Consider the following 16,471-nt stretch of genomic DNA (forward strand, 5'->3'; position numbering starts at 1 on the left):
GGTGCAGGTACTGCACGGGATGCACCACGTGCACGTCGTGCACCACCTGCGCCCGCTGCACCCCATGCACCAGGTTCACCACCAGCCATACGGTGATCGACATGGACCGTAGGGGGAGACGGAAAGTTGAAGCGCCTGCCAGCCCGACACGCGCGCCCCCTTTTCTTCGCGCTTCCACAGAATTCAAATTTCAGGCCAGGATACCCATGAGCCTCTATACCCTCACCGTCGACCTGCTGATGAAGACGGGTTCGTTTGAAACGGGCATGACCAAGGCCGAGCGGCTGGCCAGCCAGAAAGCCACGCAGATCCACGCCTCCATGACTCGCGTCGCTACCGTGGCGGGCGCGGCGCTGGGCACCGCTGCCGCTGCTGCTGGCACGGCCGTGTTCACCTGGACCAAGCAGGTTGGGCAGCTGGCAGTGGAGTACGACCGGCTGGGCAAGCTGTCCGGCACCACGTCGCAGGACTTCCAGCGCATGGCCGCAGGCGCCCGCACGGTAGGTATCAGCCAAGAGAAGCTCGCCGATATTTTCAAGGACGTGCAGGAGAAGATCGGCGACTACGCCCAAACGGGCGGCGGCGAGATGAAAGACTTCTTCGACAACATCGCCAAGGGCAGCGGCCTCACCGTCGAGAGCTTCCGCAAGCTGTCTGGCCCCGACGCCCTGGGTCTGTACTTCAAGAGCCTGGAGAAGGCGAACCTCTCGCAGTCGGAGCTGACCAGCTACATGGAGGCCATCGCCAGCGATTCGGCGATGCTGATCCCGTTGCTGCGCAACAACAGCGCCGAGTTCAACCGCATGGGCAACGCGGCGGAGGCCGCAGGCAGCATCATCGACGTGCGGCTGACCCAGGCAATGCTGGGCATGCGTGATGTGACGAACCGGGCAGAGCTGTCTCTGCAAGGCATGAAGGTGCAGGTGGTGTCGGGCATCCTGCCCGCCCTGCAGGACTTCACCGACCAGCTCGACGCAGTGGCAGTCAACGGCAACTTCGCCAAGGAAGCGGCCGACGCTCTCTCCGGTGCCATCCGGGGCGTCACCGACGCGGTGCGGGACGGCGGCGCCGTCGTGGACTTCTTCGACCGTATCCGGGGCGGCTTGGTGGGCGTGGAGAAGCAAGGCCATGCAGCGTTCAAGCTGGCGACCGGTCAATACGCGTTCGGCGGTGGCGGCTGGGAGGGCTTCAAGAACGAGTACGCACAAGGCACTGCCTATGCCGACAACGGCTGGAAGGCGATGCAGCCCAAGACCGCCAAGCGGCCCAGCGTCACCGTGCTGGAAGGATCGGAGCGCATGCCCGAATGGGCGCTGCTGCCGGCCACGCCGGACGCCTACGAACCGCCCAAGGCGCGGGGCAAGGGCAGCGCAGCGAAGACCGGGAACGCGGAATACGACCGCCAGGCCGAGCTGCTGCGCCGCTACACGGCTGAGGCGGACATGGCCGCCGCTACGATGGCCGGCCCGCTGGCCGAGGCCGAGCAGAAGCACAAGCAGCGCCTGGCCGAGCTGAACAAGGAACTGGCCGCTGGCAACATCACGCGCGCTGCCTTCAACACGCTGGAGAAGGAATCAGCGGCTCAGCTTGCGGCCACCACCGCCGAGCTGGACAAGCGCAAGCGTGCGCCGCTGGCGCTGCTGGACACCATGAGCGGCGAGCTGGACATGATGCGCCTCATCGGGCCAGCGCGGGAGCGCGCACACCGTGAGATGCAGAACCAGCGCGACATGCAGGAGGCCATCAACGAGGCGAACGCGGCCGGCGCGGGCATCACCGCCGACCTCAGCGCCTCACTCATGGCACAGGCGCGCGCTGCGGCACAGGCCAGCATCGATGCGGATAAATACGCCGCCAGCCTCCAGCAGTGGGCCGACGTGGGCACTTACCTGGTCAGCGACACCGCCGACGCTATGGCCAACTTCGTCGCGGGCGGTCTGCGCGATTGGTCGGGGATGTGGGACGACATGAAAGACGTGGCCAGGCAGGGGCTGCGCGACATCGCGCGCCAGCTGCTGGAGCAAAAGCTGGTGCTCCCGATTCAGACCCGCATCATGGACGGCATCAATGGGCTCGGCAGCGGCAACGGGTTGAGCCTCAACAGCATCCTGGGGATCTTCGCCGGCAACGGCACTGCCGCAGGCGGCCAGAACGCCGGCAACATCGCCAGCCTGCTATCGAAGGGCCAGAGCGCTATCGGGTTCACCCCTGGCGCCGCAGCCGCGGCGGGTGGCTTCGGCCCGAACACCATGATGGGCTTCGGCAACAACGTAGCTGCACTGACGGGCGGTGGCACGGCCGCTGCCGGTGGGGCCGGTGCCGCAGGAGCGGCTACCGGTGCGCTCGGCGCTGTGGCCGCGTTTGCTCCCTATGCGGCGCTGATCGCGATGGGTATGCAGATGGCCGGCAGCGCGTACAAGGAGGGCTTCGGACTGGAGAACCAGGACAAGTTCGACCTACTGAAACGCGGCCACTTCGCATCCGGTGGACTGCTGACGCCGGTCATGCTCGACAGCATGTCGCTGGACGTGATCGGGCGCGCGCTGGGCATGAACCGAAAGACGGCGGCGATCTTCTCGGGCAGCTCGCTGCTGGGCAAGGCGTTCGGACGCAGTGCGCCCAAGATCACCGGCCAGGGCATCACGGGTGATTACGGCTTCGGTGGACTGGACGGCCAGAGCTACGCCGACGTGAAGCAGAAGGGCGGCTGGTTCCGCTCCGACAAGAAGTGGACCCAATACGGCGCGCTGGATCCGGGCATCGATCGCACGTTCGACATGGCCGCTCGGCAGGTTCGCGGCGCTGCCACGGACCTGGCCAAGCAACTGGGCGTGGACATGTCCCAGCAGCTGGCCGGGGTCAAGGTGAGCTTGGGCAAGCTGTCGCTGTCGGCAGACTCGGCCGAGGCCCAGCAGCAGCTGGAGTCCTACCTCGCCGGCATGCAGGATCGGCTCTACACGGAGGCCGTGCGGGCGGCGGGCTTCGGTGGGCAGCTGGATGGCTACTTCGACTCGGCGGACGTGTTCGCGGCGCTGGGAGCATCCATCGAGCTAGCGGTGGGCAACGCCGACGAGCTGGGCCGGGCACTCAACGGCCTGGAGATCGACAAGGTGAACAAGGCCGTGGACTACTTCCAGGACCTGGCCGGCATTGCCGGTACGGACCTGGCCACGCAGATCGGCAAGGTGTCGGGCCTGCTGGGCAACTACTCCACCCTCATGGCCGACGTGTCGACGCAGTTGCTCACTGGCGACCTGACCGCCTACCAGCAGCAGGCACTGAGCATCGAGCGCACCTATCGCCAACAGGTGAAGTCGGCCAACGACTACGCCAAGGCGCTCGGATTGTCGGGTGCTCGGGCGGAGGACCTGGCCAAGATCGAGGCACTGCGCGCCACCAACATGGGCAAGCTGCAGGCGCAGATCGACAAGGACAAGAAAGCCATTAGCTACGGGCTATCCGTCAGCGACCTGTCGCCGCTGACCGATCAGGAGAAACTGCAGAAGACCATGCAGGAGCTGGAGCGGGCGGTAGCGGGCGGCGACAGCAGCGCGGCGCAGGCGGCCGCACAGGCGGCGCTGGGCTTCGGTCGGAACCTCTACGCCAGCGGCCAGGACTACAACAGCCTCTACGGCCAGGTGACGGGCCTGATCGACGGCATGAAGGTGGGCGACCTGGACAAGGGTGGCGTCGGCATGGGCGAGCTGGCCGACACCATCGAGGCGCTGCCGGACAACTTCGCGCGCGCTGTGTTCGACTTGGTGGTGGACAACAAGGCGCAGGCCGCGACCACGGCGGCGGTGCAGCAGAGCAATGCTCTACTCGCGCAGGTGGTGGATCGGCTGGGCCGGCTGGAGGCCGTCACGACTCAGGGGGTACGCGCTACAAACAGCAGCGAACTCCGCAAAGCGCTCAATGCAAAGTAAGGGGTCGGTGTATTATCTATTTACCTCAATTCTGCGCACCAACATAATATTAAAATCCACACAATCACAGGCAATTTCTTTATAAACACTCTGAATTCAATGACTTGCGACTAATCAAATCCGACCAATTTAGATAACATCTATATAAACTTGATCTTTCATTTGCGCCCACCGCTAATTGCGGCATCGACACAGCGACACGCAGGTAGCAAATGAAGATCCAGACCAATGTAAGTTATCGATCAAGCTCAACGAGAGTGACTGAAAGAGCTCATGGACGCCGATTCGCGGCGCGCTGCCGCAGCGTTGACCTGACCGCCACGTGTAATTTCGGTGTAACCGTGCCGGAAATTACCCCAGGTTTCTGGCGAATGGGAGCAATCGCAGGCAAGCTGATGCTGCTGAAAATAGCCTATTTTTTGGCTCATCTGCTACATGAGGCGGGCGGCTGACATGTGCAGAGGGTGGATTATGAGTCCCCTGCTCTAACCGTTGAGCTATAGGCCCTGCGCAGCGTCACAGTGTAGTGAGGCCGGCAATGGGTTTCCACTGCGCGCACCCTATCCCCTCACGCCACTACTGCCCCAAGCGCTGCATCAGCCGTTCCAACGGCGCACGGTTGTGGTACTCACCGTGCAGGCGGCGCTCGCGCTCACCACACTGTCCGTTGTCGGCCACCACCAGGTCGGTGCCGCGCAGCAGTACACGTGTCGTGCAACGGCCTTGGCGCAGGTACAGCACATCTTCGCCCTCCTCCGGTGCAGCGCGCCCCAGAACCTGCGGTGCCGCCCCCTCGCCGCCCTCCTGCGTGCTCAGCTCGAAGGCGTCCCCCTTGGCTGCGATGTCGATGGCATTCCCGTCACTGCGTTCCCAATGGGCGACCCAGTCGGTCAGGCTGGTCTCGACGTAGTTGCTCGTTTTCATCACGCGCGACTCCGGCGCCCAGCCCACCACTTCCTTGCTCGGCGAGCGTGCTTTCACGCAGTAGTAGCTGTTCCAGCGGTCACCGATCACCAGGCCGGTGCCCGGTTCCATCTCCTCGCCACTGCGGCACCCATCCCGTTCCTCGTCCAGGCAGCCCTCTGCCTCGCCCAGCAGCAGCACCTGCCCGGTATCGACCACGCGACCCACGGCATAGTCGAACTGGCTGCTGAAGAAACTCTCTGCATTGCACGCCGGTGGTTTCGGAGTATCCGCCCAGACAACCAGTGGTGACAGCGAGAGCAGCAGGATCGGCAGTTTCATCGGCATTCCATTGACCAGTGCAAAAACAGGACACGCATCCTATCCCGTCGCGCGCAGCGCGGACGACCGCAGGCAAAAAAAACAGACCCCGCTTGCGCGGGGTCTGTCGGGTGCTTCATATGCAGCGGATACCCGTCAATCGATATCCAGGAAGCTGCGCAGCTGCTCCGAACGGCTCGGGTGACGCAGCTTGCGCAGGGCCTTCGCTTCGATCTGGCGGATGCGCTCGCGGGTCACGTCGAACTGCTTGCCGACCTCTTCCAGCGTGTGGTCGGTGTTCATGTCGATGCCGAAGCGCATGCGCAGCACCTTGGCTTCCCTCGGGGTGAGGCCGGCCAGCACGTCGCGCACGGTTTCAGACAAGTTGATGTTGGTGGTGTTCTCGATCGGGGACTCCACGTTGGTGTCCTCGATGAAGTCGCCCAGATGGGAATCCTCGTCGTCGCCGATCGGGGTTTCCATCGAGATCGGCTCCTTGGCGATCTTCATCACCTTGCGGATCTTGTCTTCCGGCATGTCCATTTCCTTGGCCAGCTCCTCCGGCGTAGCCTCGCGGCCGTACTGCTGGAGCATCTGGCGGGAAATGCGGTTCAACTTGTTGATCGTCTCGATCATGTGCACCGGAATACGGATGGTGCGTGCCTGGTCGGCGATCGAGCGGGTGATCGCCTGGCGGATCCACCAGGTGGCGTAGGTCGAGAACTTGTAACCGCGGCGGTACTCGAACTTGTCCACGGCCTTCATCAGGCCGATGTTGCCTTCCTGGATCAGGTCGAGGAACTGCAGGCCGCGGTTGGTGTACTTCTTGGCGATCGAGATCACCAGGCGCAGGTTGGCCTCGACCATTTCCTTCTTGGCCTTGCGCGCCTTGGCTTCACCATAGGCCATGGCACGGCTGATTTCCTTCAGCTCTTCCAGGTCCAGCTGGGTCAGCGTCTCGATGTCGATCGTCGCCTGCTGTTCGGCAATGATCTGGTCCTTCACTTCGCGCAGGGCCGAGGACCACTTCTGCTTGCGCTTCAGTGCGTCTTCCACCCACTCCAGGTTGGTCTGGTTGCCTTCCCAGGAACGGATGAAGTCCTTGCGCGGCATGCGTGCAGTGACGGTGGCCAGGTTCAGCACGCGTCGCTCATGGGCCTTGATCGACGCCATGGTGTCGCGCAGCTGCTTGGTCAGCACATCGGTCAGCGGCAGCGGCAGCTTCAGGGTGACGAACACCGCCGACATTTCTTCGCGCAGGCGCGGCAGGTTCTTCTTGTCGCCCTTGGTCGCGGCCTTCTTGAAGGCGTTGAAGGCATCGCTCAGCGCCTGCATGCGCGCAGCGACTTCCTCCGGATCCGGACCGGTCGGTGCGGCTTCTTCATCGCCACCGTCGACATCGTCGTCCTCGTCCTCGTCGCCTTCGGCGTCCGCATCGGCGCTGTCATCGGCAGCGACCGCCGGCGGCGCCGGCTCTTCGTCGACCAGGTCGTTGAAGCCGACGATCACTTCGGCGAGGCGCTTCTTGCCTTCCTTGTGGGCTTCGTAGTCGTTCAGCAGCGACTCGACCGAAACCGGGAACTGGCCCAAGGCCGCCTGGACCTGCGAAAGGCCTTCCTCGATGCGCTTGGCGATGGCGATTTCGCCTTCGCGGGTCAGCAGCTCGACGGTGCCCATTTCGCGCATGTACATGCGCACCGGGTCGGTGGTACGGCCACCTTCGGTGTCGAGCGCGCTCAGCGCGGCGGCAGCTTCTTCAGCCGCGGTGTCATCGACTTCGCGGTTGCCGGTGTTGCCATCGTTGAGAAGCAGGGTTTCCACATCCGGCGCAACTTCATGGACATCGATGCCCATGCCGTTGATCATGCCGATGATGTCTTCGATCTGTTCCGGGTCGACCATGTCGTCCGGCAGATGGTCATTGACTTCGGCGTAGGTCAGGTAGCCCTGTTCCAGGCCCTTGCTGATCAGTTGCTTGATTTCGGATTGGGCAGGACGTTCGTTGGCCATGTAGTGCTCGCGCCACCGGCAGGGAGAAATAGGGAACGTAGCATTATACCAGCCCGGGGCCCTGCCTGCCGGGCGGTGGTCCCGCAGGCTCAGGGCCGGAGAAGGAAGGTCACAGGACCGTCATTGACCAGGCTGACGACCATATGGGCACCAAATCGGCCCGTTTCCACCCCTGAGACGTGATTTTCACGACAGATCTCGACAAAACGGTTGAACCCGCGTTCAGCCTCCTCCGGCGGCGCGGCCGTGGTGAAGCTCGGCCGCATGCCCGAACGGGTGTCGGCGGCCAGGGTGAACTGGCTGACCAGCAGCAGGCCGCCGCCGGTATCGCGCAGCGAGCGGTTCATCTTCCCGGCCTCGTCGGCGAACACCCGGTAGCCCAGCAGGCGCTCGGCCATCCGCCGCAACTGGGCCTCGGTATCGCCCGGCTCCATGCCGACCAGGGCCAACAGGCCAGGGCCGATCTGCCCCACGGCCTCATCGTCGACATGGACGGCGGCCTGGCTGACACGCTGGATCAGAACGAGCATCGTGGGCTTCCAATGAACAGGGCCGGCCACGATAGCAGCGCCCTTGGCTAAACTGGCGCCGATGAATCCGCAACGCAAAGCCCGGCTGGTCTACCGCGCCACCACCCTGTTCGCCCGCCTGCCCTGGCCGCTGCTGCGGGCGTTCGCGCGCGCCCTGGCGTGGGCGTGGATGGCCCTCAACGCCCGCGAGAGCCGTGTCACCCGGCGCAACCTGGAACTGGCCTACCCCGAGCTGGACGGCGCTGCCCGCGACCGGCTGCATCGGGAGCTGCTGCGCTCCACCGCCCTGCAGGCCATCGAAACCCTGCGGCTGTGGAGCCAGACGCCGGCCGACAACCTGCGCCTGCACCTGAAGCAGCGCCATGGTGAAGCCCTGTACGACGCGGCGCTGGCCAGCGGAAAGGGCGTGATCGTGGCCGCCCCGCACTTCGGCAACTGGGAGCTGCTGAACCAGTGGCTGGCCTCGCGCGGGCAGATCGCCATCGTCTACAAGCCGCCGGAGGACGAAGCCAGCGATGCCTTCCTGCAGCTGGTGCGCGGCGGGCAGAACGTGCAGCAGGTGCGCGCCGAAGGCCCTGCCGTGCGCCAGCTGTTCAAGGTGCTCAAGGACGGCGGCGCCACCGGCATCCTGCCCGACCAGCAGCCCAAGGCCGGCGATGGCGTGTTCGTGCCGTTCTTCGGCGTGCAGGCGCTGACCATGACCCTGGTCAACCGGCTGGCCGAACGCACCGGCGCCACCGTGCTTTATGGCTGGTGCGAACGCATCGGGCCGGACATGGAATTCGCCCTGCACATCGAGCCGACCGACCCGGCCGTGGCCGATCCGGACCCGCTGGTGGCGGCCACCGCCCTCAACGCCGGTATCGAACGCATCGCCCGCCGCGACCCGGCGCAGTACCAGTGGACCTACAAGCGCTATACGCTGCGGCCACCGGGCAGTGGCGAGGAAGACCCCTACGCGACCGAAGAGCATCCCCACTGACGGCGACCCGCGCAGGGCCTCCCGGTCCCTGCGACCGGCGGCCGCACCGCGTTGAATTCGATGCCGTCGCCCCCATAGAGATCTCGATGTCCGCCTCCCCCGGTCCTGCCATGCCTGCTGCTTCTTCCCTGTTCGGCGATCCGGCCGCGATCCGCTGCGAGCGCGCGGTTGCCGAACTGCGTGCCGGTCGCCCGGTGCTGCTCCACGATGGCCAGGGCCAGCGCCTGGCGGTGATCGCGCTGGACAGCGCCACGGCCAGCAGCTTTGCCGCCTTCGCCACTGCCGCCCGCGAGCGCCATTATCTGTTCCTGACCGCCACCCGTGCCCGCGTGCTCGGCGTGGAGGCACCGCAGGGCGCGCGCCTGCCGCTGAGCGATGTGGCCTTTGATGCCCTGCCCTCGCTGGGCTACCTGCGCGAACCCGGTCCGATGCCGGAAGGCTGGAGTGCCGGCGACGCCTTCGATGCCGGGGCGGTGGAACTGGCCCGCCTGGGCCTGCTGCTGCCAGCGATGGTCGCGGTGCGCCTGGACGTCGATGACCACACTTTCGACGGTGCGGCCGAGGTGGCCCTGTGCGACCTGACCGAAGGCGCAGCACATGCGGCCCATGACTACGAACTGGTGGCGCGTTCGCCGGTGCCGCTGCGCGACGTCGGCATGACCACCTTCGCAGTCTTCCGCGGCGGCGTGGCGCAGCGTGACCAGGTCGCGATCATCGTCGGCGAGCCGGACCTGTCGGCAGTGGTGCCGGTACGCGTGCATTCTTCGTGCCTGACCGGCGACCTGTTCGGCTCACTCAAGTGCGACTGCGGCGACCAGCTGCGGCGCGGCCTGCGCAAGCTGAAGGAGCTGGGCGGTGGCGTGCTGCTGTACCTGGACCAGGAAGGCCGCGGCACCGGCATCGCCGCCAAGATGCGCGCCTATGGCTACCAGCACGACGGCCTGGACACCATCGACGCCGATGCGCAGCTAGGCTTCGGTGCCGACGAGCGCCGCTACGGCAGCGCCGTGGCCATGCTGCGTGGCCTGGACATTTCGCGCGTGGCGCTGCTCAGCAACAACCCGACCAAGGCGCAGCGCCTGCGCAATGCCGGCATCGAAGTTCTGGACTGCATTCCGGTCACCGGCGAGATCACTGCCGAGAACGAGAACTACCTGCGCACCAAGGCCGATCGTGCCGGCCACCTGCTGGATGTCGATGCGCTGATCCAGGCTGCCCAGTAACGCAGCCGACCTGCTACCGTCTGCGCGGTGCGGCCATGGCCGCTACCGCCCGCCCTGCTGCCTGACGGAGCCCGCGTGACCGACGCCTCGATTCCTGCACCACCTGCCACCGATTGGCAGTCACTGCCGCAACGTGCAGCCCGCCTGGCCGCACTGGAAGGTGCCTTTGGCGGCCTGTTCGTCCCCGGCCTGCCACTGGCGGCGGCGGCGTGGTTCTTCGATCTGCCCGGTGGCCTGTGGACCGCTGCAGCCGGGCTGCTGATGGGTGTGGCCTTTGGTGCATGGCTGGGCCGTCGACGCCTGGTCCGCACCCGTTGGCGGCTGGACGCACAGGGCCTGGGCCTGCGCCGCGACCTCATGTGGCAGCTGGAAACGCGAATCCCGCTCTCGCGAGTGCAGCATCTCGATCTGCGGCGGGGCCCGCTGGAGCGCCGTGCCGGGCTGGCCACGCTGATCGTGCACACCGCCGGCACCCGCATGAGCGCGGTGACCGTGAGCGGCCTGGACGAGGCCGACGCCGAACGCCTGCGTGACACCCTGTCCCACCAGCTCGACCAGGACGCCGACGCCCTGTGAGCCTGCCGCCCCCCCTGCCTGCACCGCTGCCCGCCGGTACCGAGGACCACCGGCTGCACCCGTGGTCGTGGCTGTTCGTGCTGCTGATGCAGCTGCGCCATTACTTCCTGCCGCTGGTCGCGCTGCTGGTGTTCGGCCAGCGCGGCGACCGCGATCCGATGTGGGCGCAGCTGATTCCGCTGACGGCAATTGCCGCGCTGGTGCTGGTGTCGGTGCTGCAGTACCTCAGCTACCGCTACCACATCGGCAGCGACGCGATCACCGTGCGCAGCGGCCTGTTGGCGCGCAACCGCCGCGAGATCCCGTTCGCCCGCATCCACAACGTGGAAGTGCGGCAGAACCCGCTGCACCGCCTGTTCGGCGTGGCCGAGCTGCGCCTGGAATCGGCCGGCGGTGTGCGCCCTGAAGCGGAGATGCGGGTACTGAAGCTGGACCAGGCACTGGCGCTGGAACGGCTGGTCCGCCAGCGCGGGCAGGCGCCGCAGGCCGACGACGCCGTGGATGCACCGCCCATTGCCGACGTCGACAGCGAACACGTGCTGCTGCGACTGTCCAGCTGGGACGTGGTGCGCATGGGACTGCTCTCCAACCGCGGCTGGGCACTGGCGGTGGCCGCGTTCGGCGTGCTGTTCCAGACGGTGCCGCGGCCGGTGATGGACGATGCCATCCAGCGCGGCGGCCGTGAGGCCTTCGGCTATGCCAGCCACCTGCATCCCGGCGTGACCGGCGCCTTCCTGCTGGTGGCGGCAGCGCTGCTGCTGGGCTGGCTGGCGCTGCGCATGCTGTCAGTGGTGCTGACCCTGTTGCGTTACCACGGCTTCACCCTCGTCGAGCAGGACCGCCGCCTGACGGTGTCGGCCGGGATGTTCAGCCGCACCCGCAGCAGCGTGGCACGTCGCCGCATCCAGGCCTGGACCCTGCGCGAAGGCACCCTGCAGCGCTGGCTCGGGCTGCGCCAGCTGCGCATCGACAGTGCCGCCGGTGGCCCTTCGCGTGATGAGGACCGCGCCCTGCGCGAACTGGCGCCGCTGGCAACCCGCGAACACTGCACACAGCTGGTGCAGCACCTGCTACCCCAGCTGCACTGGCCGCCGGCGCAATGGCAGTCCATTCCGCAGCGCGGCTGGTGGCGGCTGTGCCTGGGCGCACTGCTGCTGGTGCCGCTGCTGGGCGTCGCCGCGTATTGGCGTTGGGGCCCCTGGGGCCTGGTCGTGCTGGCCTGGCTGCCGGTCGCACTGCTGGTCGCACACCGGCAGATGGCACGCATGGGCTGGTATCTGGACGAGCACTATGTGGCCGTGCGCGGCGGCTGGTGGAAACGCTGGTGGCGCTGGGCCGAGCTGGACAAGGTGCAGGGCCTGCGCCTGCAGCGATCACCGCTGGACAAGCTGCTGGGCACCAGCAGCCTGCAACTGGACACCGCCGGTGCGCATGGCGACGTGGCACTCACCCTGCATCATCTGCCGCAGGCACAGGCACAGCAGGCGATGGATCAACTGGCGACCGCGCTGGCGCGGCGCAAACTGCGCTGGTGATGCGGGCATCCACGCATGGCGTGGATCTACTGTAGAGCCGAGCCCATGCTCGGCTTGCCACAGCCGAGCGTGGGCTCGGCTCTACATCCCCCCGATCACCGCTGCGAGGGCCCCCAGTAGCCGAGATCCTTGCGGATCTGCAGGTCGCGCATCCAGCTGCCGAACGGCTTGCGGCGCAGCGCCCCCATTTCACCGGACAGGAAATCCTCGGTGGCCGCGATCACCCGCTCGCTGGAAAGGCCATCGCGGTACGGGTGGATGGCATCGGCGTAGCGCACGATCTCCGCCTGCAGCGCGGCGTCCGGGTGCAGCGCGCGCTGCAGCATCGCCGGCAGCTGTGCCGGGTCGTCGAAATCAATCATGTGCGGCTTCGGCACGCGGTTGCGGAAAGTCACCACCGGCTTGTGCTGGACGATGAACTCCGAAACGATCGACGAGGTGTCCGACACCAGCACATCGGCGGCACGCTGCGCAGCCATCACCTGCTCCGGCTCGATGAAGCGGGCATTGGCACCGGCCAGTGCGCGGTAGCGCTCGAACAGTTCCGGCGGACATTTGGGATGCAGGGTCAGCAGCCAGTAACGCCCACCGGCCGCGATATCGGCGGCGATCTGCGCATGCAGGTGCGGCGCCGCACTCAGCCGCTCAGTGAAGGTCGAGCCGAACAGGATCACCGGGCGATCGCCGGCCGGCGCGCGCAGTGCGGCGCTCTCGCCACCGTCATCGCGGAACAGCGGGTCCAGCTTCGGCCAGCCGGTCTCGGCCACCGCGAAGTGGCCCTGCTGGGCCGCGATCTCGCGGAACGGCGTCGTGGTGGCCGGCCCCTGCGTGCAGTACAGGTCGAACATGCCGCGCACCCGGAAGTGGCCGCGCGCACTGTCGCGCTTTTCCACATTGAAGCCATGGAACAGCTGCACCTTGGCCCCCGCAAGGAAGGTCGGCACCCAGTTGGCCGCGCTGAACACCGCCCGCGGGCGCATTGCCAGGGCCTGCCTCAGGCCGACGTTGGGCACCCCCGGCAGGCTGCTGCCGGCCGCGCCATCTTCGAACCAGGCCGCAACCTCCTGCCCGGACGCGTGCAACGCCTGCGCCAACGGGGCGAGAATAGGCAGCGCATAGCGCTCCGTCGCAAACAACAGGTACCCGGCCATCATGTCCTCCACGACCGCTCCCATCGAACGGCCTCGCATCTCGGCGTGCATTATCGCGTTCAACGAGGCCGGGCGCATCGGCGACTGCCTGGCCTCGCTGGCCTTCTGCGATGAGATCGTGGTGGTGGACTCGCAGTCCACCGATGCCACCGTGGCCATCGCCGAGGCGGCCGGTGCCCGCGTGCTGCAGCGCGTGTTCGAGGGCTTCCGCAGCCAGAAGGCGTTCTGCGTCGAGCAGGCCAGCCATGACTGGGTACTGTGCCTGGATGCCGACGAGCGCATCAGCCCCGAGCTGCGTACGGCCATCGAACAGGCCCGTGACGGCGGCTTCGCCGGCCACGCCGGCTACCGTTTCGCCCGCCTGTCCGAATACTTTGGCAGGTTCCTGCGCCACGGCAATGCCTACCCGGACCGGGTGATGCGCCTGTTCGACCGCCGCCAGGGCGGCTGGCGCGGCAGGCGCGAGATCCACGAGGCAGCCAGCGTCGACGGCAGCGTCGGCACCCTGCGCGGCGATCTCATCCACTACCCCTATCGATCATTGCAGCAGCAGCTGGCCAAGACCGAGAAGTACGCGCGGATGATGGCCGAGCACGAGTTCGCGCGTGGCAAGCGGGCCACCCTGGGCAAGCTGGTGCTGGCCCCGGCCTGGCGGTTCTGGCGCGGCTTCCTGTTCCGGGGCGGCTTCCGCGACGGCTGGCACGGCCTGGTCTATGCCTATGTGCGTGCCAACTACGTACGGCAGAAGACCATCATGCTGTGGATGCTGGGCAACGGCCAGGCGGTGGCCGATCCTCCGGCCCCCGTGGAACGGCCCTGAGCCGGCTGTGTCACACTTGCCGCGCGTTGCCTGAAGATCCCCCATGAAAATCCTGTACACCAACTTCCACTACGGCGACGGTGGCGGCCACACCACGTACATCGTGTCCCTGGCGCGAGCCCTGCATGGCCAGCACACGCTCCATGTCGCAGCCCCCGCCGACAGCCGCCTGCTGCGCACGGTGGCCGAGGAAGGAATCGCCACCCCGCTGCCGATGGCCTTTGGCAGCGGCCTGCCGACCCTGCCACAACAACTGGCCGAGCAACACGCGCTGCGCCGGCTGGTGCGCGACCAGGGCATCGACCTGGTCCACGTCAACGGTGCTCGTGACCACCGCTTCGTGATGCAGGGACTGCTCGGCATGCGCCGCCCGCCTATCATCCTGACCAAGCACAACAGCAAGCCCACCCGTACGCTGGGCAATGCCTTCAGGGCACGCTGGGCCACCGACCGCGTGATTGCGGTTTCGGCACACACCGGGCGCCTGCTGGAGCAGGGCCCCTACCGGCGCTGCCCGATCGATGTGGTCCGCAACGGCGTCGACCTGGACCGCTTCGCACCGCTGCCGGCCGACGTCGGTCAGGCGATGCGACAGCAATGGACGCAGGACCCGGATGCGCTGCTGCTGGTCAGCAACGCCGGCACCGATGACTACAAGGGCTGGATCGACCTGGCGCAGGCCATTGCCCTGCTCCCCGACGCGATCCGCCCGCATGTGCACATGGCGGTCGCCGGCCACCTGCCCAGCGCGCAGCAACGCGCGCAGGTGCAGGACCTCGGTGACGTCGCCGCGCAGGTCCACTTCACCGGCCTGCTGGCCGATACGCGCCCACTGATCGCCGCCGGCGACGTCGGCTTCGTGCTGTCCAACGACATCGAAACGATCTCCTTCGCCTGCCGCGAAATGATGGCCAGCGCCCGGCCGATGCTGGTCAGCGACTACGCAGGGCTGCCGGAAAACATCGAGCAGGGTGTCGACGGCTGGGTCGTGCCCACCCGCGACCTGGCCGCCATCGCCGCGCAGGTGCAGGCGATGTATGAACAACGCCAGGCGCTGCCGGCGATGGGCATGGCCGCACGCCACCATGCGGAGCGCGAGTTCGGCCTGCAGACCTTCGCCGGGGCGACCCTGGCCAGTTACGAAGCGGTGCTGGCCTCGGCCTGATCTACCCGGCGCGGCTCGGACAGGGCCAGCATCAGGGCAACCCAGGCGGCGTAGAACGAGGCGGTTCGCATGTCTCGCAGCATCATTTCGGTAACCCCGAAGACGGCGAATGCAACGCAGATGCTCAACCCTGCCGCGGCATGCAACCGCGACCGTTCGTCGCCACGCCACAGGCGTGGCACGAACACCAGCGCAGGGGCCACGTAGACCAGCACCAGGCCAAGCCCTCCCAGCACGCCATAGGTGGCCAGGAAATACAGCAGGTCGTTGTGGGTCTCGCCGAAATCACGCGCGACCATCGTCGACACCTTTCCCTGCCCGGCAAGGCGTTCCAGTTCCTGCCGGAAGCGGTCGCCACCACCAACACCGAACACCGGCTGCTCGCGGATCATGTAGCCCGCCGCGGTCCACAACTGAAGGCGGATGCAGACCGAGGTATCGGCCAGGTGGTCGGCACTGCAATCGCCATACTCGCTCACGCCAGCGTCGATGCGATCGCGCAACGCACCATCATGGGTGGCGACAATGCCGACGCCGGCCGCCAGCACCAGGCCCAGCAGGATCTTCATGCGGCCAAGTCGGCGCCCCATCACCAGCAGACCGATCAGCAGGAAGCAGGGAATCGCCAGCAGGCCACCGCGGGTCTGCGTCCACAGGAATGCGACCAGGCCAAGGATGCCGGTCAGCAGCTTCAGCGTGGCTTCGATGCGGGTGAAACGGGTCACCGGCAGGCCCAGCGACATCAGGCTCAGCACACCGAACAACAGGGTCAGGTCGCCGTAGGTCACCGCATTGAACTGCTGGGTGGCAGGCCGCACGCCGGTCTCCAGCGCCAACCAGCCAATGATGGCTGCTGCCGACCACACCGCGGGCAGGGTGCCAAGCATCGCCCGCGCAAGGATCCTGCGCGGCACCCGCAGCGCGGCGAACAGGATCAGCAGCATCGACAACAGGCGCGCGGCCTTTTCGACCTCCGATCCCTTCCAGATGCCATGCACGCCCAGGCTGATCAGCACGCCGGCCAGCATCACGCCCATGCCGATGCCCATCCACGCATAGCGCCGGGCGGAACCGGGCAGCAGGCGCGGAGCGGCCGAGGGCAGCACCAGCAGGACGATCGACAGCAGGATCGCCAGGTAGAACCCCGCGCTGCCGCCCTCCATGGTGATCATCAGCAGCGTCGGCAACGCCCCCAGCACCACGGCGTAGGCGCCGGCCAGGAGGCCCGTCGTGCGGGAGGTAGGCGGGGAAAGCGGAGTCACGTGGTGCGGTCGGCAGGTCGGTAGCAATAGACCGGCACGGTGCCGGGAGCGGCCCTCATTCTAGGAC

At 66.8% G+C, this 16,471-nt stretch carries 13 protein-coding genes; 8 read left to right on the top strand and 5 right to left on the bottom strand.

Translation table 11 applies throughout. From position 1 onward, the window contains the following. Positions 1–206: 206 nt before the first annotated feature. Together ACZK29_RS19410 and ACZK29_RS19415 are read left to right on the top strand one after the other, a co-directional pair. Entirely contained in the window at positions 207–3,926 is a 3,720-nt protein-coding gene (locus ACZK29_RS19410) for a phage tail protein (protein ID WP_478446374.1), read from the top strand. 212 nt (positions 3,927–4,138) lie between these two features. Then, the gene (locus ACZK29_RS19415; RefSeq protein WP_152905559.1) at positions 4,139–4,378 is read left to right on the top strand and encodes a hypothetical protein; all 240 of its coding nucleotides are present in this window, start codon (positions 4,139–4,141) and stop codon (positions 4,376–4,378) included. Between the two features lie 124 nt (positions 4,379–4,502). Here the strand turns inward: ACZK29_RS19415 and ACZK29_RS19420 are convergent, their stop codons facing one another. From ACZK29_RS19420 to dtd, 3 genes are all read right to left on the bottom strand, one after another. Then, positions 4,503–5,171 carry a hypothetical protein gene (locus ACZK29_RS19420; RefSeq protein WP_111204608.1) on the bottom strand — a complete coding sequence of 223 codons (669 nt, stop codon included), beginning with the start codon at positions 5,169–5,171 and terminating at the stop codon, positions 4,503–4,505. A 135-nt stretch (positions 5,172–5,306) separates the two neighbouring features. Then, positions 5,307–7,160, bottom strand: a complete 1,854-nt coding sequence (gene rpoD / locus ACZK29_RS19425) for an RNA polymerase sigma factor RpoD (protein WP_005411179.1) — start codon at positions 7,158–7,160, stop codon at positions 5,307–5,309. 89 nt (positions 7,161–7,249) lie between these two features. Next, positions 7,250–7,690, bottom strand: a complete 441-nt coding sequence (gene dtd, locus ACZK29_RS19430; protein ID WP_478446375.1) for a D-aminoacyl-tRNA deacylase — start codon at positions 7,688–7,690, stop codon at positions 7,250–7,252. Positions 7,691–7,751: 61 nt separating this feature from the next. On the opposite strand from dtd, the gene ACZK29_RS19435 reads away from it, so the two are divergent. From ACZK29_RS19435 to ACZK29_RS19450, 4 genes are all read left to right on the top strand, one after another. Then, positions 7,752–8,672: a lauroyl acyltransferase gene (locus ACZK29_RS19435; RefSeq protein WP_111204610.1), complete on the top strand. Its 921-nt coding sequence runs from the start codon at positions 7,752–7,754 to the stop codon at positions 8,670–8,672. 86 nt (positions 8,673–8,758) lie between these two features. After that, on the top strand, positions 8,759–9,895 hold the full coding sequence (gene ribA, locus ACZK29_RS19440) for a GTP cyclohydrolase II RibA (RefSeq protein WP_478446376.1): 1,137 nt from the start codon (positions 8,759–8,761) through the stop codon (positions 9,893–9,895). Between the two features lie 75 nt (positions 9,896–9,970). Further along, the gene (locus ACZK29_RS19445; protein ID WP_111113042.1) at positions 9,971–10,471 is read left to right on the top strand and encodes a PH domain-containing protein; all 501 of its coding nucleotides are present in this window, start codon (positions 9,971–9,973) and stop codon (positions 10,469–10,471) included. Continuing rightward, entirely contained in the window at positions 10,468–12,006 is a 1,539-nt protein-coding gene (locus ACZK29_RS19450; RefSeq protein WP_164146892.1) for a PH domain-containing protein, read from the top strand. The genes ACZK29_RS19445 and ACZK29_RS19450 overlap by 4 nt, the downstream gene beginning before the upstream one ends. A gap of 95 nt (positions 12,007–12,101) precedes the next feature. On the opposite strand, the gene ACZK29_RS19455 is transcribed toward ACZK29_RS19450, so the two are convergent. Continuing rightward, the gene (locus tag ACZK29_RS19455) at positions 12,102–13,160 is read right to left on the bottom strand and encodes a CDP-glycerol glycerophosphotransferase family protein (protein ID WP_111204613.1); all 1,059 of its coding nucleotides are present in this window, start codon (positions 13,158–13,160) and stop codon (positions 12,102–12,104) included. On the opposite strand from ACZK29_RS19455, the gene ACZK29_RS19460 reads away from it, so the two are divergent. Together ACZK29_RS19460 and ACZK29_RS19465 are read left to right on the top strand one after the other, a co-directional pair. After that, positions 13,159–13,977: a glycosyltransferase family 2 protein gene (locus tag ACZK29_RS19460; RefSeq protein WP_111204614.1), complete on the top strand. Its 819-nt coding sequence runs from the start codon at positions 13,159–13,161 to the stop codon at positions 13,975–13,977. The genes ACZK29_RS19455 and ACZK29_RS19460 overlap by 2 nt on opposite strands. A 43-nt stretch (positions 13,978–14,020) precedes the next feature. Continuing rightward, positions 14,021–15,142 (top strand): glycosyltransferase family 4 protein, encoded by a 1,122-nt coding sequence (locus ACZK29_RS19465; protein ID WP_111204615.1) that lies wholly within the window; start codon positions 14,021–14,023, stop codon positions 15,140–15,142. Here the strand turns inward: ACZK29_RS19465 and ACZK29_RS19470 are convergent. Next, entirely contained in the window at positions 15,115–16,404 is a 1,290-nt protein-coding gene (locus ACZK29_RS19470) for an O-antigen ligase family protein (protein WP_111204616.1), read from the bottom strand. The two genes, ACZK29_RS19465 and ACZK29_RS19470, sit on opposite strands and share 28 nt — an antisense overlap. Positions 16,405–16,471 lie beyond the last annotated feature (67 nt).

The organism is Stenotrophomonas sp. 89682_Sma (assembly GCF_056481405.1).